This window comes from Paraburkholderia sp. BCC1884, assembly GCF_900996225.1.
In the GTDB taxonomy this organism is placed as follows: domain Bacteria; phylum Pseudomonadota; class Gammaproteobacteria; order Burkholderiales; family Burkholderiaceae; genus Paraburkholderia.
Genome location: NZ_CAAJGL010000068.1, coordinates 1504140 through 1520612 on the forward strand (window position 1 = coordinate 1504140; position 16473 = coordinate 1520612).

Genomic DNA, 16473 nt, shown 5'->3' on the forward strand with positions numbered 1-16473 from the left:
GAGACGTCCCACGCAACCTGGTTGCCGCCCGGGACGCCTTGCTGCGCTTACTTCAAAACGTACTGGATCTGGGCGTTGGACAGTTTCGTGGAGGCCGCCGATACGGCGTACCACTGTCCTGCCTTCGGCTTGACGATCGTGCAGGTCGCCGCCGTGTTCCTCGCCATGACCGACGTGCAGATGGGGTTGAGCATCGTCGGCGAATCCGCCCGGACGTATAACGTGGACACGTCCGTATCCCTGCCCGGCGCGAGGGTGACGGTCAGACTCGCGGCGTTGGCGGGCACGGTCACGGAGTAGTAGTCCATCGAGCCGTTCGGACCGTCCAGCCTGGAGGGATTGCCGCTGCCGTTGTAGTCGAGCACGGACACCGGTGGCGGCGTCACATTGAACGGTCGTTGCAGCGTGCTGACCGCGCCGCTCGCGTCAGTGAGTTTCAGGGTGATCAGGTAGCGGCCCGGATACTCGTAATTCACATAGGGGTTCACGGACTGCGTGCGGATCATGTCCGCAATGCCGGTGCCGGCGAATTGCCAGGTCCATTGCGCGATCGCCGCACCGCGTGCCGTCGAACGATCGGTGCAGGTCACCTGCATCAGATTCGGCGCTTCGCGGCAGATGAAATCGGCGGCCGTCGGCAGGTTGCCCGTTCTGGCGGCGACGACTGCGGCGTTCGCGTCCAGAATGCCTGGGCCGACAGGCTGATCCGGCTGGCCGGGTGGAAACGGTTGAACACTGCGCTGAAGCAGCGTGCGCATTTCCGCCGTGTTCAGGGTACGAGGCGCAACCGACTGAACGAGTGCCATCACGCCGGAGACCATCGGCGCGGACATCGACGTGCCCGACATGTAGGCATAGCCCTCGCTGCCGGGCACACGGGTTCCGTTGTTGTAGGTCGACCAGATGTTGTCGCCGGGTGCGGCGATATCGACGATGGTTCCGAAGTTCGAATTGACCCATTTCGCGCCGTTCGCACTGATCGCGCCGACGTTGACCACGTTGAAGCAGTTCGCCGGAGAGAAATTCGCAGCGTCGGCGCCGTTGTTGCCCGCCGCCGCCACCACGATGGCGCCCTGGCTGACGGCGGAATTGATGGCGTTCTGCATGGTGTTCTCGCAGGCGCCGAGGCCGCCCAGACTGAGATTGATGATCTTCGCGGGGTGCGGGTTGGCGGGCACGCCCGGCACGCTGCCGCCGGCCGCCCAGACGATGCCGTCGGCAATGTCGGACGTGAGGCCGGTTCCGCATGCATTCAGCACCTTGACCGGCACCGTCTTCGCGCCGGGAGCCAACCCGGCGATGCCGCTGCCATTGTTGGTGAGCGCGCCCATGATCCCCGCGACGTGCGTGCCATGCCAGGTGTCGGCGGTGCACCATGTTTCCGTGGTGATGCCGGGATCGCTGCCGTCGCCGCCGCGGTTGGGGGACGCAAAATTGTAGCCGGGCAGGATGTTGGCGTTCAGGTCGGAGTGGCTGGTGATGCCGCTGTCCACGGCCGCCATGACGACACCGGTTCCCGAGGCTTTATCCCAGGCGCCCTCGGCGCGAATGCCGTAAAACCGGTAGGCGTTGGTCAGATTCGAGGTCAAGCCCCATTGCCTTGTGTACTCCGGGTCGTTGGGCACCATTTGCGCGGACATGACGCGGTCGGGCTCCACGTATTCGACGTTCGGGTCGGCGGCCAGCGCGCGCATGAATGCCTGGGATTCCTTGCCAGTGAGCTTGCGATCCGCGATCACCGCGTCGGCACCCGCGCCGAGGCGGCGTACATGATGCGCCCGCGAAGGAGAGGTGCCGGATAAGCGATTGAGTCTCGACTGAACCGCGGAAGGCGATCTGCTTTCCACGGAGTCGGACTTGTATTTGACGATGAAGCGGTCGTTGGGGGCTTGCGAATCGGGGTCGGTGGAAGCGGTGGGCGACGTTTCGGTGTCGGTTCTGGTGTTTGCGCCGGCGCTGCTTGCTGCGGTTGCGGCTGCGGCTTTGGCGTCGATTGGCGCAACCTCTTCGCTGATCGGCGTGGCGGAAATGTCAGCGCTGCTGCCGCCGCCGCATGCCGCTAGCATGAGCGCCAGGCACGCAATGCCGGCGAGCACGCCGCGTCGAACTTCGGGGCGCCCGGCTCTGAATCTGTTTTGCTGCATGAATGTTCTCGTTCTTCTACGAAGGAATGAATTGCCCCTGCTGAATAGCTGGGTTCTACGACCCCGGCTGCGATCTATCGATGCAGCTGATTTAGCTCGATTGAAAGAATAAAGAGCCTGATTGATATAAACAATCAGGCTCTTCTATTTGTGCGTCAGAGTAGTTACCTCGCGCGTAGGACTATTGGCCTGGCGAGTTGAAGAGAAGCGCGGGTGGTTAATGCCACTCGTGATAACTACGCGGCGAAAACAGCAGGCTTACACCGATCATCACGACGACGCTCGCGGCCAGCATCATCCATGCGCCCACGAATCCGCCGCTCCAGCCGCGGACCATGCCGGCAATCATCGGCGCGAGCGCGGCGACGACGAAGCCGACGCCCTGCGTAAACGCGACCAGCTTTCCCGCCACGCGATGATTGGCCGAATGGTCCATCGCGGTGACCAGCGTCAACGAGAACGTGCCGCCCAATCCCGCGCCGGCCACGCCGATCCACAGCCATGACGCCGTATCGGGGCAGAAGATCAGCCCGAGCAGTCCGGTCAGTTGGGCGCACAGGCCGAGCACCAGCCAGGGCCGCCGATCACGAAACGAAGCTGCGGCGAGCGGCAACAGCAAGGCCGCCGCGGCCTGAAAGGCTGTCATGCCGGCGAGCAGCGAGCCGCTGTCCGCGACACTCACGCCGCGCTGCTGGTAGAACGCCGGCAACCACGCGACCAGACTCGTGTAGCCGCCGTTGACGATGCCGAAGAACAGACCCAGCGTCCATGCGCGCGGCTTGCGCCAGAGCGCGGGAGCGGGGGTGTCGAGTGCGTGGGACTGCGGGGCGTCGGCATGAATGTGTCGCTCTGCCGACGGGCGGCGATTCAGTCCCAGCCAGCATGCCAGCGCGATGACGGCAGGGATGGCCCACACCGCGAGTCCCGCATGCCACGAACCCGCCACGACGCTGACCCACGGACTCAAACTCGCTCCGAGACCGCCGCCGCCCATGATCGAGGCGGAGAAGACGCCCATCGCGAGCGGCACGTGAGCGTGAAAACGCTGCTTCATCACCGCGGGCAGAAGCGCCTGAACGGCCGCTACGCCGACGCCCGCAAGCGCCGCTGTCAGCAGTAATGCGCTACCGCTTGCCGCCGCCCACCGCGCAGCGCAGGCAAGCGCGATCGCCAGTAGGCCGAGCGCCACGCCGCGCGTTTCGCCAAGGGTGCGCGTCAAGGCCGCCGCGCCGAATGCGCCGAGCCCCATGGCGACGACCGGCAGACTGGTCAGCAATGACGCGCCGTAGAAGCTCAGGCCGGTGGCGCTGCGAATGGTCGTCATCAACGGACTGATCGACGTGAGCAGCGGGCGCAGATTAATCCCGATCACGACGATCGCGCCCAGCCAGACGATGTCCCGCCAACTCAGCGGCGCGGTGGTCGTCGTGGCGGGCGGCGGGGTCGAGCGTGCGGTGGAGTGCGAGTTCACGGCGATCCTAAAATGCGCCACGCACGGCAGGAAAAGTGGTGTGAAGCTAATTTTGGTCAACCATAATAAACTGAAATGGTTAACCATTTTTGTGATTCCCGGTATAGGTGACGGCGCGTTCGAATGGCGGCTCGCGCGGGGCGCCGCTAGAATGCCGGGCGATATCGCTTTGTTTCCACTACCGAATCCATGGCCACACGTTCCCGTCCCATCACGTCCGCCGACCCTGCGGCGCCGGTCCTCCCGACCTCCGCCGGCGACTCGCTCAGCGTGGAAGAGCGTATTTACGCGTCGATTACCGCGGCGTTGTTGCAGGGGCGGTTGCGCCCGGGCGCTCAGCTGGTCGAGCGGGACCTTGCCGCCACCTTCGGCTGCACGCGCGGCGCCTTGCGCAAAGTACTGGCGCGGCTCGGCTTCGAGGGCAAGCTGGTGCTGTCGGCGAATCGCGGCGCGTTCGTGCCGTCGCCATCGGAAGAGGACATCCGTCAGGTGTATCGTGCGCGGCAGATCGTCGAGGCGGGCATCGTCGCGGCTTTGTGCGGCAGCCTGAGTGGCGCGCACAAGCGCCGTCTGCGAGCGCATGTGCGCAGCGAGGAAAAGGCGCTGCGAGCCGGCTCGATCGACGAATCGGTGCGTCTGGCGGGCCAGTTTCACGTGCTGTTGACGGAACTGGCCGGCGGCACGGATCTGCTTGGGCTCGTCGGGCAGCTGGTCGCCCGGACCGAGCTCTACAAAGCGTTGTTCGACCCATCGAAGGGTTCGACCTGTTCCGCGGACGAGCACGCACAAATCATCGAATCGCTCGACGCAGGCGATCTGCACGCGGCGTTAGCGACGATGCGCGAGCATCTGTCGGAATTGGAAGAGCGAGTGGTGACACAGGCGCGCAAAAGCGCCGCCGGAGAGGATCTCGGTGCGGTGTTCGGGATGTAGCCGGGAGTAGTGGGGAAAAGCAGCGAAGAAAAGCGGGTGCGACGCCGCAGCGCGCCGCTCAGGCTCGAAATGTCGAGTCAAGCCGGAGAAGGCGCGCGAAAGGCTTCGCGTACAACTGACCTGCAATGGCCCACGCCGGGATCGCGCGAAACGCGCTCAGCGAGCAGCCTGCATTCCGTGTGCCTTAACGGCGACGGAACTGCGAATTGCGAGCACCGCCGCCACCGGTGGCGCGCTCGTCTTTGTGACGGAAATTGATCCGGCCTTTGGTCAGATCATAAACCGACAGTTCCAGCGTCACGCGGTCGCCCGCGAGAATACGGATGTGGTTCTTGCGCATGCGTCCGGACGCGTAAGCGCCAACCACGACGCCGTTGTCGAGCGTCACGCGGTAACGGCTATCCGGAAGTACTTCGTCGACGATACCGTCAAGTTCAAGCAATTCTTCTTTCGCCATGCATAACTCCTGGTCGATGGGATAAGGGGTGTTGCCTCGCCCACGCTGGGCGGAACAACATCAGATTGGGGCAAAAGCGGGCTTTTCGAGCCCGCTTTCCTACGGCATCAGCCTATGCGCTGATAGTACCGCTCAAAGATCGGCGACGGACTGGCCGTCTACACGGCCGTCGATCAATTGCTCGGCGTGGGCCATGCACGCAATGCGCGCCTTGCCCGTGCCGTCGAACGGAAACAGGTATTGCAGACGGAACACACGGCCGTCGGCTGCCGGATTGGCGCCCACGCGGCAAATGCGCACCGACGCGTCGTAGCCTGCGTCCGGATTGCGGCTCGTTTGACCGTCCGCCGGGCGGCGCGGATAAACGAGCGGGTGGATTTCATAACCCTTGTACGTCTTGACAACTGAATTCATGAAGCTCGTGTCCTGTATTACGTGGCCAGCATGTCACGCGTGTTACGCGTGTTACGCGCGGCACGACAAGCCGGGCAGCGCAGCACCTTAGGGCGCGCCGCCATGGAAAAAGGTTGGCACAGGCCCGATGGCAAGGGCTTGAGCGCGGCCCGCGCAAAATCGCGGATTCGATGGAGAAGAAACACGCTGATGTCGCGCGGACATCGGGCGCATAAAAGCTGAACAACTCAGCTGCACAACTCGCGACGGCGAATGCATGCGGCGCATTGCCGGAATGACGGGATCGCTGACAGGCGGCGGTCGAACAGTCGGGGGTGGTGCGGCGATGCCGGTTTGAGACTTTCCGGAGTTGCCTGATGTTGCCTAGCAATGCCAGCGCTGCGAATGCGGGATACAGCTATTCCAATATGATGCACTAAATGGGCCTAATTGGATAGCAAAAAGTTCCGCGCATAGGCAAACCGCCCGTCTGGCGTGGCTTGACGAGCGACGAACACGCCGCGTCGGCATGCGCCGCGGCGGCGCCTGCCGTGATTGGGCAAACGCGTGCTTCAGCGGGAGGTTTCGGCAACGCGCTTTTGCAGCTCGCGCGAGGCGGCGAGCGGAATGCGTGCGTCATCCCAGGCCGAGAGCCATTCCACTTCCTTCGACGTGAAGATCTGTCCGTGGTTGCGCAGCGCGTACTGCAGCGAATCGATGATGTGGTTGCGGATGATTTCCGGCGTGCCTTCGTCGTCGAGCACGGTGCGAAACGCTTCGAGCGTGGCCATCTGTTGCTCCATGAAATAGATACTTCTCTTATCGCACGAAAAAAAACCGCTCGCCACGCGGACAAAAATCGCCGCCCGTCGCCAACGCCGCGGGCATTGCGCATTTTTTCGGGCACGTGGTCGGCGCGACGGTCGCGGCGACGGGGCCGGATGGCTACAATGGCGCGTTGCCGAGCCGCTTCCCGCGAACACTGATTCCTCCATGCGCCCCCCGAACGTGTCCCCTGTCAAAGACTTGTTGCTCAAGCGCTACGCGCCCATCGCCGACGGCATCGCGGCGCTCTTCTATCCGTGCGCCGAAGTGGTGATTCACGACCTGCGCGATCAGACCATCGCGTACCTCGTGAACAATCTGTCGAAGCTCGAAGTGGGCGGCCCGTCGGTGCTCGACGAAGTGCACTACGCGGCGCGCGGCGAGACGATCGGACCGTACGAGAAGCTCAACTGGGATGGTCGCCGCATGCGCTGCGTGAGCAACATCCTGTTCGACGACGACGGCAAACCCGCCGGTATGCTGTGCATCAACTTCAATATCGCGGTGTTCGAGGACGTGCGCTCGACGCTCGATCTGTTCATCAAGGGCGGCAGTCTCACCGAAGCACCCGCCGACGACCTGTTCCGCGACGATTGGCAGGACCGCATCAACACGTATCTGCACACGTGGCTGCGCGAGCGGCAGATCGGTATCAATGCGCTCACGCGGGAACACAAGCGCGAAATCGTCGAGGCGCTGCACGCGCAAGGTGCGTTTCGCGGCCGCAGTTCGGCGAACTTCGTGGCGGCCGTGCTGACCATGGGCCGTGCGACTGTCTACAAGATTCTGAAGCAGATGAAAGAGGGCGCTTGACGAACGGCGCCGCCGTCGCCGTCGCGCAACGAAACGAAACGAACGCTGCAATTTTTAAATCGACTCGAGGGAATGTGAATGGTGCGCTATCGACACTACAAAGGCGGTATTTACGAACTGATTTGCGAGGCTACGCTCGAGTCCGATCCGAGTGTCACGATGATTGTCTACAAGGCCGGCAATGGTACGATCTGGACGCGTCCGGCTTCGGTATTTTTCGAGCTGGTCGACGTGGACGGTGTGAAGGTAACGCGTTTCACACCAATCGACCAGGCGCCGATTCTTGCTTGAGCGACCGCACGTTGCGACACTATAGACAGGGAATCTGAATGCGTTTATTGCTTGCCATCATTCTGCCGTGGTTTCAATTCTTCACGATTGGCCGTCCGTTTGCCGGCATCATCTGCCTGCTTCTTCAGATCACGCTGATCGGCTGGATTCCGGCCGCGATCTGGTCGGTCTACGCGCTGAGCCAGTACACCACCGACAAAAAAATTGCCCGCGCCATGGGCAACGGCCGCTAAGGCTGCGACGCACGCTTCAAGGCACCGGAGGCAACATCACCGTTTCCGGCGCTTCGATCACCAGATCGGTTTCGGCAATCGCCACGCACGGCAGAATATAGCCCGCCTGCTTTTCTTCCCGGCTCAGACCCGGCCATTCGATCGTATAGCGCACCCGACCCGCAGTCATTTTGCACAGGCACGTGCGGCACGTCCCGTTGCGGCACGAGCGCGGCAAACGCAGATTCGCGAAACCGGCGGCTTCGAGGACCGTTAGCGACTCGGGCGCTTCGAAGCTCTGACCCAGCGGTTCGATGCGAACCTGAAAAGTGCTCGGGGTATCGGACATGAATGGCGTAGAGACGGATGGGCGGAAGGGCGATTTTCAACTGCGCACGACAGCGAACAGGCGCCATGTTACCGGAAGCCCTGCGACAGTAAGTCAAGCGTCAATCGGGGTGACGGGTGTTAGTTTTTGAACTCCTTGAACGGAGTCAATTCAGGCTGCTGCGCCTCAGGTACCGATACACCGTGTTGCGTGCGAGTCCCAATTCGCGCGCCGTCGCCGACACGTTGCCGCTGTGTCGCGCGAGCGTCCGGGCGATCAACGTCGCTTGCCAGTCTTCCATCCGGCCCGGCGTCGTCAACGGGGCGGCGATGGGCCATCGGCTCACGCCGCCGCTGGATGCGTCGGCGGGGAAAGCCGGCGAGTCGCGTCGCGATGCGTCGTGGTGGCTGCCGCTGCTCACGCAATCCTGCAGAAAGTCTTCCGGCAAATCCTCCAGCTCGATCTGCGGCGCGCCTTCGGCCATGATGCTCGCGGTGCGCAGCACATTGGCCAGTTGCCGCAGGTTGCCGGGCCAGCGGCATTGTGCAAAACGCGCCAGCACTTCGGCCGAGACACGGCGCGGCAACCGTACATTGTCGGATTGCAAATCCAGCATACGTCCGACGAGTTCGGCAAGATCGCTGCGCTCGCGCAGCGGCGGCAAGGTCACCACTAACCCGTTGATGCGGTAATACAGGTCCTCGCGGAAGGTGCCCGCTTCGATCATCGCGCGCAGATTGCGGTGGGTCGCGCAGACGATGCGCAGATCGACCGGAAGCTCCCGCGTCCCGCCGAGCGGCACGACGGTGCGGTCCTGCAGCACACGCATGAGCCGCACTTGTTGCGCGAGCGGCATGTCGCCGATTTCGTCGAGGAACAGCGTGCCGCCATCTGCCTGCACGATCTTGCCGACGTTGCCGCGTTTTTTCGCGCCGGTAAATGCGCCGTCTTCATAGCCGAACAACTCCGCTTCAATCAGGGTATCGGGCAACGAGGCGCAATTCAGCGCGACGAACGGCGCGCTGCGTCGCGGCGAATCATGGTGGATCGCGCGTGCGAGCCATTCCTTGCCGGTGCCGGTTTTGCCGAGCACCAGCATCGGGATATCGCGGCCGCGCAGTTTGGCGACGCGCTGCAAAATCTGCGCGACCTGTGCGTCGCCGGTATCGAGCGTTTCAAGCGTCGGGAAAAACGCTGCCGGTTCGGCGCAGCGTTGCGTCTGGCGCGCGTTGCCCGCCGTGGCCGGTTGGAATAGATCGTTCGCGGTGTCGGCCGGCGCGATATAGCGCGTCGCCATATATTCGCCGCGCGCGATCACCCGCACGCCGCTCGGCAGGGTCAGCACGATGCTCTCGCCGGGTGCGCGTGCGATCTGCTGCAGGAGCTTCGCGAAGGCGATGCCGAACAGCGCCTCGACCGGCTGCCGTTGCAGTTCCGCGAGCGGCTTGCCGAATTGAAACAGCGCGCTGCGATTGGCGGACAGAAACGTGCCGTCCGGCGCGAACGCAGCCAGCCCCTCGAACAGCGTGCCGATGAATTCCGCGCGGGCGTGGAAGTGGACGCGAACGGCGTCGGCGAATTGATTGGAGAACAGATGATTTTCGATCATCTGCGCCGACATTCGCACGAGCGCGAGCGTATGCTTGTGAAAGCCGCGCGTGTCGCCGCTCACGTCGAGCGCGCCGATGGTGCGCCCGAACGGATCGGCAATCGGCGCGCACGAGCAGGTGAGGATGCGGTTGGCATGCAGGAAGTGTTCATCGGCGTGCACGACGGTGGGTTGTCCGTCGACGAGCGCGGTGCCGATCGCGTTGGTGCCGCGATCCGCCTCGGCCCACGACACGCCCGGACACAAGGCCACGCGATTGGCTTTTTCGACGAAGTCGCTGTCGCCGAGACTGTGCAGGATAACGCCGTGATCGTCGGTGAGCAGCACCATGCTCTGCGTGTCGACGATCTGCGCGTGCAACGTTTCCATCACGGGTAACGCATGCCTATAGAGCGAGTGATTGCGATCGACCAGTTCGCGTAACGCGGGCCGCCGCAGCGGATGAAAGTCCGGCGTTTCCGACGCCCGCAGACCGATCTCGAGCGAGCGCGCGTGAGCTTGCGCGATGACATCAGGTCGGCCGAAACTGGCCGGCGTGGCAGGGCGTTGAGTCAAAGCATGTCTCCGGTGATCGGACGCGGCGAATGCGTGGCTCACCGCTCGATGCCGCAGCGCAACATGCGCACTGACGACCGAATCCCGATAGTACAGGACGCGGCGGGATGCGCACGGCAGGGAAAAGCCGGAGACGGCGAGGTGCACGAGGGGCGGCAAAGGTGCGACGGACGCCTAAAAAAAACGCAGCGGGCACCAATTTCAGGCAAACGAAAAGGAAAACTTGCGCCGCGCGCCAACTCGTCTAAAGTGGATCAAATCACCTCCGCGAGGCGCGAAGCGCATTGGCCTCGCAGCGAAGTGACGAGCCCGCGCCACCAGCATTCGACCAGGGAGGAAAGCGCTGCGGCCGCGACCGATGCAACCGGTGTGCGCACTACCTCGCAATCATGCGCAGCACCTAACTTTCAGGTGAACTCCCATGCAGATCCTTTTCCCGAACGAAACGCCTGAATATTCAGGCCGCGAACTCACCTTGGCTTTCCCGGCGATGGTCGATGGGCAAAGGGTGGAATGCATGATCACGGCAGAAGCCCTGGAAGACCACTATGGCGCCGCGTCGCCGCGTCTGGAAGACATGGTCGGCGCATTCGACGCGCATCGCGCGCGGATCGAAGCCGCCACGCGGCGTCTGCTATCGGAAACGCGGGCGCAATGCCTCGTGCTCAGAAGCGGCTATGTGCGCTTCTACGAGGCAAACTGGCGTAACTGAAACGCAACGCCGCGCCCCGCGCTTATTCGCTGCCGAGATAGAAATAGCGGAACAGGAAAATCGCGGCAATGATCCACACCACCAGCTTCACCTTGCGTGCCTGACCCGTCAGCAGCTTCAGCCCCGCGTACGAGATGAAGCCGAATGCGACGCCATTGGCGATGGAGTAGGTGAAGGGCATCAGCAGCGCGGTGAGCGCGGCCGGCACGACTTCGGTGGCGTCGTCCCACGGCAGGTCGAGCATTTCGCGCAACATCAGGCACGACACGTAGAGCAGTGCCGGCGCCGTTGCGTAGCCGGGCACTACGCCTGCCAGCGGGGCGAAGAACAACGCAGCGAGGAACAGCACGGCCACCGTGATCGCGGTGACACCGGTGCGGCCGCCGGCCTGCACGCCCGACGCGCTTTCGATATATGCCGTGGTCGACGACGTCCCGAGCATCGAGCCCGCGAGAATCGCCGTGCTATCGGCTAGCAGCGCGCGGTTCAGGCGGTGCATCTTGCCTTCCACCAGCAGCCCCGCACGATTGGCCACGCCCATCAGCGTGCCGGTCGCATCGAACAGTTCGACGAGGAAGAACACCAGGATCACGTTCAGTACGCCGCTGGACAACGCGCCGCGAATGTCGAGCTGGAACAGCGTCGGCGTGATCGACGGCGGGGCGGATACGATGCCGTGAAACTGGTTGCCGCCGAAGAAAAAGCTCAGCACCGTCACGCCGACGATCCCGATCAGGATCGCACCGCGCACACGCAGATAGTCCAGCGTGACGATCGTGAAGAAGCCGATCACCGCGAGAATCACGTGCGGGTCGTGCAGATTGCCGAGCGTCACGAGCGTGGCCGGATTGCCGACCACCACGCCGGCTGTCTTCAGCGAAATGATCGCCAGAAAGAGGCCGATGCCGCCGGTGATCGCAATGCGGATGGAATGCGGAATACCGTTGACGATCACCTCGCGCACCCTGAACAGCGTGACGATCAGGAACAGGCAGCCCGAGATGAACACCGCGCCTAGCGCCGCTTGCCACGTAAAACCCATGCCCTTCACGACGGTGTACGCGAAGTACGCATTCAGACCCATGCCGGGCGCGAGCGCAATCGGATAATTCGCGTAGAGACCCATGATCAGCGAGGCCAGCGCGGCCACGATGCAGGTCGCGACGAAGACCGCGTCTTTCGGCATGCCGGCGTCGCCGAGAATCGCCGGATTGACGAAGATGATGTAGGCCATCGTCAGGAAAGTGGTCAGGCCGGCGAGCACTTCGGTGCGCAGATCGGTGCCGGCGGCGTCGAAGCCGAAGTAGCGTTTTATCGAGTCCATGAGGCGGGTCTCTCGTCGTTCAGAAAGCGTTTCTTGTGATTGAGGCAGGGCAATCCGGAGCAACCGGCCGCGGGCCGGCGCTGAGGCTACGGCCGGATTGTAATCATGATTGGTGACGGCACGCCGTTTTGCGTCGACGAATCCTGCAAATTCGGCTTGTTATGCGGATTGCGGCAATGCGCGGATTCGAAGGGGCGAGATGATACCTTGCCGGCGCGGCGCGGCGCGCGGCCAGTGGGCAGAGAATCAGCGGGGAAGGGGGAACAGCGCGGGAAACGATGGAGAAACAACGGCAGGCCCGATCCAGCGTGCCCACGACCCTTGCGGTCATTGGCACGCCCGGCTTGCCGCGTCACGGCGAAACACTTACTGGCTGATCGGTGCGCCCGATTCCTGCGCACGTCGTGCCGCGACGATGCGGCCGGCGCGCTGGGCATTGTCCGGATAGTCGATCCAGTCGAGCGGATCGTAGCCGGCGGCGCGCCAGGCGGCGAGATCGGCCTTGACTTCGGCACGCGTTTTCGGCGCCGAGGAGCCATAAGGCTGCGCAGTTTGCGCAACGGCGGCACTAATGCTGAAGACGGCCAACAGCGCGCCGAATCCGATTTTAGAAACGATGGTCATGATGAGCTCCCATGGAGCGGTTAAAAGCAGGTCTGCATTCTAGATTTCCTGGACCTTCCGAGTAAGACGACTAAACGAAATGCACCATTGCATCTGGAGAACCAAAGAAAGCCGGCGGTTATTCCCGCTCAAGGCGCCGTCGGCTTGATAAAGCGGTCGAGCACGGCGCTCAGCAGATCGATCGGCAGCGGGAATACGATGGTCGAATTCTTGTCGGCGGCGATGGTCGTGAGCGTCTGCAGATAGCGCAGCTGCATGGCCTGCGGCTGTTGCGCCAGCGTCTGCGCCGCTTCCAGAAGATGCTGCGAGGCCTGCAACTCGCCTTCGGCGTGAATCACCTTGGCGCGCCGTTCGCGTTCCGCCTCGGCCTGGCGGGCAATCGCGCGGATCATCGTTTCGTTGATGTCCACATGCTTGATCTCGACGATCGACACCTTGATACCCCACGCGTCCGTTTGCGCATCGAGCACTTTCTGAATGTCGGCGTTCAACTGCTCGCGATCGGCCAGCAGTTCGTCGAGTTCATGTTTGCCGAGTACGGCACGCAACGTCGTTTGCGACAACTGGCTGGTCGCCTCGAAGTAGCGCGCGACCTGAATCACCGCCTTCTCCGGATCGACCACGCGGAAATACACCACTGCGTTGACCTTCACCGAGACGTTGTCGCGCGTGATGACGTCCTGCGGCGGCACGTCGAACACGACGGTGCGCAGATCCATGCGGACGGCTTGCTGCACGATCGGGATGATCAGCACGAGGCCCGGTCCCTTGACCTTCCAGAAGCGCCCGAGCATGAACACGACGCCGCGTTCGTATTCGCGAAAAATCCGTATCGACGACGCGATCAGCGCGGCCGCCAGCAGAATCAGGATGCTGGTGAAGCCGAATGTGAAACCGATCATGAATGTTCTCCTTGTTGTAGCGCCTGCTCGGGCACGACGTTCAGCGTCAGTCCACGGCGCGCGGTGACGCGCACCATGCGACCGGCCGCGACCGGGGCCGTGCTGGACACCCGCCAGCGTTCGCCGTGAACCTGCGCCCAGCCGGCGAGCGGAGCGGGCGCGACGTCGGCGCTTGTCGCGGGATGCGTGGCTTGATCCCTTGCTGTGTGCTCCGGCAACAGACCAGCGTCGAGCACCACCCCGAGACTCCCGATCAAGGCCTCCGAGCCCGTCACGACCGGGCGGCGCCGCGCGCGCAAGGCGAGCCGCGACACGCCCAGCACGAACGCCACGCTGAAGACGACCACGGCGGCGATCAGCGGCAGCGGAATGCCGTAGCCGGGCACGTCGGTATCGATCAGCATCAGCGCGCCGATCACGAACGCGACCACGCCGCCGAAGCCGAGCGAGCCGAAGGTCGGCAGAAACGCCTCGCCGATCAGGAACGCGATACCCAGAAAAATCAGCCCGAGGCCGACGTAGTTGATCGGCAACATCTGCATGGCGAACAAACCGACCAGCAGGCTGATCGCACCGACCACGCCCGGCAGCACGAAGCCCGGATTGGCGAATTCGAAGAACAGGCCGTACATGCCGATCATCAACAGAATCAGCGCGACATTGGGGTCGGTGACGACGGCCAGGAAATGACTGCGCCAGTCCGCTTCGAGTGAGACGAGCGGGGCGTGCGCGGTGGCGAGGGTCGTGGTCCCGCTGCGGGTGGTCACGTTGCGGCCGTCCAGTTGACGCAGCAGGTCGGGCACGTCGCGCGCATTCAGATCGACGACGTGTTGCGCGAGCGCCTCCGCCGCCGACAGGCTGACCGCTTCGCGCACGGCGCGCTCGGCCCAGTCGGCGTTGCGGCCGCGCATTTGCGCCAGGCCGCGAATGTAGGCGGCCGCGTCGTGGACCTGCTTGCGTCGTTCGGTCGACTGGCTGTCGAGCGCAAGCGTGCCCGAGGCGGGCGGCCTGGCAGCGCCCGCAGGCGGTTCGGCGGCCCCCAGTCCCATCTGGATCGGTGTCGCCGCGCCGAGGTTGGTGCCTGGCGCCATCGCCGCGATATGGCTGGCGTACACGATGTAGGTGCCGGCGCTCGCCGCCCGCGCGCCGCTCGGCGCAATAAAGGTGGCCACCGGCACGGGCGAAGCGAGTATCGCCTTGATGATCTGACGCATCGACGTATCGAGGCCGCCCGGCGTATCGAGTTGCAGCACGGCAAGCTGCGCTCGCTCGTCAGCCGCGCGTTGCAGGCTACGTACGATGAAATCGGCGCTGGCCGGACCGATCGCGCCGCTCACCGGAATCAGCACCACGCTGCCTGGTGCGAGCGCCGCCCGCAGCGGCGCCGCGAATTCGCACGATGCGAACCCGACAGCCAACAGCACGCCGAGCGCGATCATGCCGCGCATCAACCGGCCCACGACGCCGTCACGGATAAACGGCGTGGGCGGACCGGACTGCCGGAACGGGAGACGTGGATACGTACTCATCGCTGACGGCTGCCGCGCCGCCTCGACAGGTATCGACCGGCGCGGGCCGCTACTCCAGGAAAGGCTGGCCTGCGCTTTACAGCTTAGTCCGATTCCGCCGCGCGCGTGAAATCCGCCCGCGACGCGGCGGGCCGGTAGTCGGTCGGCCGCATGCCGGTCCATTTGCGAAACGCGCGATGAAACGCGCTCGGTTCCGCGAAGCCCACGGCGGCGGCAATGTCGGCGATCGTACGGTCGGTATCCTGCAACTCGCCGATCGCGATGTCGCGCCGCAAATCATCCTTGATCGACTGGTAGGTATAGCCTTCCTGTTTCAAACGACGCCGCATGGTCGCCTCGGCGACGTTCAGGCGCGCGGCCATCTGATCGGCGGCGGGCCACGCAGTCATGGGCAGCGCGCGCAGCATCTTGCGCACCCGCGCCGCGAGCGAGCCCGCATTGCGGTACTTGACGATGAAACTCGCCGGCGCGTCGCGCAGAAAAGGTTTGACCGACTGGGTCGTCTGGATGACGGGCAAGTCGAGGAAGGCTGGCGACAGATCGACGTACGACTCGGTCTGATCGAAACTCATCTGGTCGCAGAAGATCAGCCGGTATTCGTGCGCGGCGGGCGGCTCGGCGCAGCGAAAGCGCGCTTCGAGCAAGGGAATGCGCCGCCCGACCAGCCAGCACACCAGACCGTAGACGAGGATGAACCACGTCGCATAGGCGAACATGGCCGGCGCCGGCGCGTGTTCGCTTTCGATGAAGCGCAGCCGTACACGCCCGGCGTCGGTATCGATTTGTGCGCCGAGGTCGTCGAGAACGAGACGCATGAAGCCGACCGCGCGAGCGAGCGCTTGCGCGCCGTTGCGGGCGGTCAGCGCCGCGCGGGTCATCGCGACGAAGCTGCCGCTTTTCATGCGGCGGGAGTCCTGGCCGAAGAATTCGTCGTCCAGCGCGCGCGCGATGCCGGCCCACAGCGCGCCGTATTGCGCCGCCGACACCCGGCTTTTGGGCGACGCGAGCAGCGGCGCCGCGATACCCGCGGCTTCGGCGAGCGGTCGCGCGTCGAAGCCGCTCGCCCGCGCCCGCGCCAGGGTTTCTTCCACCATGCTGACGGAAATCGTGCCTTTATCGTTTTTCATGCGGTTCGGGTCCAGCTGGCAAAAGCGCTCAACGTTTTCCTTGTGGTCAATCGGCTAAGGCCATGAAATTGCGGCGTGAACGGCGCTTGCATGGTAACAGTATGGCAAATGCGCTCACCGAGAATGAGCGGGCTGAGCATCGAAGCTGGCCGGCGGCTTGCCTACACTTAGCTTTGATGGATCGCGGGCGGCCTCGTCAGGAGACAGTGGGGCACGCGGGCAAA

General features: G+C 63.8%; 17 protein-coding genes. 5 read left to right on the forward strand and 12 right to left on the reverse strand.

Annotation, left to right across the window (positions count from 1 at the left end; genetic code table 11):
- Positions 1-47: 47 nt before the first annotated feature.
- Positions 48-2144: a S8 family serine peptidase gene (locus tag FQ705_RS13495; RefSeq protein WP_144141593.1), complete on the reverse strand. Its 2097-nt coding sequence runs from the start codon at positions 2142-2144 to the stop codon at positions 48-50.
- Positions 2145-2361: 217 nt separating this feature from the next.
- Positions 2362-3615, reverse strand: coding sequence for a cyanate transporter (locus tag FQ705_RS13500; RefSeq protein WP_260854473.1), 1254 nt, complete (start codon positions 3613-3615; stop codon positions 2362-2364).
- A gap of 189 nt (positions 3616-3804) precedes the next feature.
- Between FQ705_RS13500 and FQ705_RS13505 the strand changes: the two genes are divergently transcribed.
- Positions 3805-4548 (forward strand): GntR family transcriptional regulator, encoded by a 744-nt coding sequence (locus FQ705_RS13505; protein WP_260854474.1) that lies wholly within the window; start codon positions 3805-3807, stop codon positions 4546-4548.
- Positions 4549-4732: 184 nt separating this feature from the next.
- Here the strand turns inward: FQ705_RS13505 and infA are convergent, their stop codons facing one another.
- The 3 genes from infA to FQ705_RS13520 all read right to left on the reverse strand — a co-directional run bounded on the left by infA (position 4733) and on the right by FQ705_RS13520 (position 6189).
- A complete protein-coding gene (gene infA, locus FQ705_RS13510; RefSeq protein WP_007177610.1) occupies positions 4733-5005 on the reverse strand; it encodes a translation initiation factor IF-1 in 273 nt (90 codons plus the stop codon).
- Between the two features lie 132 nt (positions 5006-5137).
- On the reverse strand, positions 5138-5419 hold the full coding sequence (locus FQ705_RS13515) for a hypothetical protein (protein WP_035557986.1): 282 nt from the start codon (positions 5417-5419) through the stop codon (positions 5138-5140).
- A 551-nt stretch (positions 5420-5970) separates the two neighbouring features.
- Positions 5971-6189 carry a hypothetical protein gene (locus FQ705_RS13520; protein WP_144141598.1) on the reverse strand — a complete coding sequence of 73 codons (219 nt, stop codon included), beginning with the start codon at positions 6187-6189 and terminating at the stop codon, positions 5971-5973.
- 202 nt (positions 6190-6391) lie between these two features.
- On the opposite strand from FQ705_RS13520, the gene FQ705_RS13525 reads away from it, so the two are divergent.
- The 3 genes from FQ705_RS13525 (at position 6392) to FQ705_RS13535 (ending at position 7560) form a co-directional block, all read left to right on the forward strand.
- Positions 6392-7036, forward strand: a complete 645-nt coding sequence (locus FQ705_RS13525) for a transcriptional regulator (RefSeq protein ID WP_144141601.1) — start codon at positions 6392-6394, stop codon at positions 7034-7036.
- A 78-nt stretch (positions 7037-7114) separates the two neighbouring features.
- On the forward strand, positions 7115-7327 hold the full coding sequence (locus FQ705_RS13530; protein WP_144141603.1) for a DUF1653 domain-containing protein: 213 nt from the start codon (positions 7115-7117) through the stop codon (positions 7325-7327).
- A 38-nt stretch (positions 7328-7365) separates the two neighbouring features.
- Positions 7366-7560 (forward strand): YqaE/Pmp3 family membrane protein, encoded by a 195-nt coding sequence (locus FQ705_RS13535; RefSeq protein ID WP_144141605.1) that lies wholly within the window; start codon positions 7366-7368, stop codon positions 7558-7560.
- Between the two features lie 16 nt (positions 7561-7576).
- On the opposite strand, the gene FQ705_RS13540 is transcribed toward FQ705_RS13535, so the two are convergent.
- Both FQ705_RS13540 and FQ705_RS13545 read right to left on the reverse strand, forming a co-directional pair.
- A complete protein-coding gene (locus FQ705_RS13540; RefSeq protein WP_144141607.1) occupies positions 7577-7888 on the reverse strand; it encodes a 2Fe-2S iron-sulfur cluster-binding protein in 312 nt (103 codons plus the stop codon).
- A 145-nt stretch (positions 7889-8033) separates the two neighbouring features.
- Entirely contained in the window at positions 8034-10031 is a 1998-nt protein-coding gene (locus FQ705_RS13545; RefSeq protein ID WP_144141609.1) for a sigma-54-dependent Fis family transcriptional regulator, read from the reverse strand.
- Positions 10032-10452: 421 nt separating this feature from the next.
- Between FQ705_RS13545 and FQ705_RS13550 the strand changes: the two genes are divergently transcribed.
- Positions 10453-10743 (forward strand): DUF1488 domain-containing protein, encoded by a 291-nt coding sequence (locus tag FQ705_RS13550; protein WP_144141611.1) that lies wholly within the window; start codon positions 10453-10455, stop codon positions 10741-10743.
- Between the two features lie 22 nt (positions 10744-10765).
- On the opposite strand, the gene FQ705_RS13555 is transcribed toward FQ705_RS13550, so the two are convergent.
- From FQ705_RS13555 to FQ705_RS13575, 5 genes are all read right to left on the reverse strand, one after another.
- On the reverse strand, positions 10766-12067 hold the full coding sequence (locus FQ705_RS13555; RefSeq protein WP_144141613.1) for an NCS2 family permease: 1302 nt from the start codon (positions 12065-12067) through the stop codon (positions 10766-10768).
- A 366-nt stretch (positions 12068-12433) separates the two neighbouring features.
- Positions 12434-12691 carry a DUF4148 domain-containing protein gene (locus FQ705_RS13560; protein ID WP_144141615.1) on the reverse strand — a complete coding sequence of 86 codons (258 nt, stop codon included), beginning with the start codon at positions 12689-12691 and terminating at the stop codon, positions 12434-12436.
- Between the two features lie 128 nt (positions 12692-12819).
- On the reverse strand, positions 12820-13593 hold the full coding sequence (locus tag FQ705_RS13565; protein WP_144141617.1) for a slipin family protein: 774 nt from the start codon (positions 13591-13593) through the stop codon (positions 12820-12822).
- Positions 13590-15122, reverse strand: coding sequence for an NfeD family protein (locus FQ705_RS13570; RefSeq protein ID WP_144141619.1), 1533 nt, complete (start codon positions 15120-15122; stop codon positions 13590-13592). Before FQ705_RS13570 ends, FQ705_RS13565 begins: the two co-directional genes overlap by 4 nt.
- 83 nt (positions 15123-15205) lie before the next feature.
- Positions 15206-16249, reverse strand: a complete 1044-nt coding sequence (locus FQ705_RS13575; RefSeq protein WP_144141621.1) for an AraC family transcriptional regulator — start codon at positions 16247-16249, stop codon at positions 15206-15208.
- Positions 16250-16473: the final 224 nt, after the last annotated feature.

Bases quoted from the DNA above. Each gene is read 5' to 3' on its own strand.
- FQ705_RS13530 (WP_144141603.1), top strand. From the start codon at position 7,115: ATGGTGCGCTATCGACACTACAAAGGCGGTATTTACGAACTGATTTGC.
- FQ705_RS13520 (WP_144141598.1), bottom strand. From the start codon at position 6,189: ATGGCCACGCTCGAAGCGTTTCGCACCGTGCTCGACGACGAAGGCACG.
- infA (WP_007177610.1), bottom strand. From the start codon at position 5,005: ATGGCGAAAGAAGAATTGCTTGAACTTGACGGTATCGTCGACGAAGTA.
- FQ705_RS13535 (WP_144141605.1), top strand. From the start codon at position 7,366: ATGCGTTTATTGCTTGCCATCATTCTGCCGTGGTTTCAATTCTTCACG.
- FQ705_RS13515 (WP_035557986.1), bottom strand. From the start codon at position 5,419: ATGAATTCAGTTGTCAAGACGTACAAGGGTTATGAAATCCACCCGCTC.
- FQ705_RS13540 (WP_144141607.1), bottom strand. From the start codon at position 7,888: ATGTCCGATACCCCGAGCACTTTTCAGGTTCGCATCGAACCGCTGGGT.
- FQ705_RS13565 (WP_144141617.1), bottom strand. From the start codon at position 13,593: ATGATCGGTTTCACATTCGGCTTCACCAGCATCCTGATTCTGCTGGCG.
- FQ705_RS13575 (WP_144141621.1), bottom strand. From the start codon at position 16,249: ATGAAAAACGATAAAGGCACGATTTCCGTCAGCATGGTGGAAGAAACC.
- FQ705_RS13570 (WP_144141619.1), bottom strand. From the start codon at position 15,122: ATGAGTACGTATCCACGTCTCCCGTTCCGGCAGTCCGGTCCGCCCACG.
- FQ705_RS13505 (WP_260854474.1), top strand. From the start codon at position 3,805: ATGGCCACACGTTCCCGTCCCATCACGTCCGCCGACCCTGCGGCGCCG.
- FQ705_RS13550 (WP_144141611.1), top strand. From the start codon at position 10,453: ATGCAGATCCTTTTCCCGAACGAAACGCCTGAATATTCAGGCCGCGAA.
- FQ705_RS13555 (WP_144141613.1), bottom strand. From the start codon at position 12,067: ATGGACTCGATAAAACGCTACTTCGGCTTCGACGCCGCCGGCACCGAT.
- FQ705_RS13495 (WP_144141593.1), bottom strand. From the start codon at position 2,144: ATGCAGCAAAACAGATTCAGAGCCGGGCGCCCCGAAGTTCGACGCGGC.
- FQ705_RS13560 (WP_144141615.1), bottom strand. From the start codon at position 12,691: ATGACCATCGTTTCTAAAATCGGATTCGGCGCGCTGTTGGCCGTCTTC.
- FQ705_RS13525 (WP_144141601.1), top strand. From the start codon at position 6,392: ATGCGCCCCCCGAACGTGTCCCCTGTCAAAGACTTGTTGCTCAAGCGC.